This window comes from Brevibacillus sp. MER 51 (assembly GCF_023714195.1).
Lineage (GTDB): Bacteria > Bacillota > Bacilli > Brevibacillales > Brevibacillaceae > Brevibacillus.
The window spans coordinates 1-234 of sequence record NZ_JAMAUS010000095.1 but is presented as its reverse complement, the minus strand read 5'-3'; the positions used below and the strand labels follow the sequence as shown (position 1 = coordinate 234).

Below are 234 nucleotides of genomic sequence, written 5' to 3'. Positions count from 1 at the left end.
TAGACGCTTTTCTTGGCAGTGTGAAATCAGGGACTTCGGTACTTAAATTTCCCTCGCCATCACAGCTCATGCTTCACGGTGTGCGGATTTGCCTACACACCACACTCACTGCTTGGACGGCCATCCAGTAGGCCGCTCACCCTATCCTCCTGCGTCACGCCATTGCTCAAACGGAACAGAGGTGGTACAGGAATATCAACCTGTTGTCCATCGCCTACGCCTTTCGGCCTCAGC

Annotated in this window: 1 rRNA gene; it reads right to left on the bottom strand. The window is 53.8% G+C overall.

The features are described from left to right. Nucleotides 1-234, bottom strand: a 23S ribosomal RNA gene (locus tag M3630_RS30835); the annotation flags it as partial.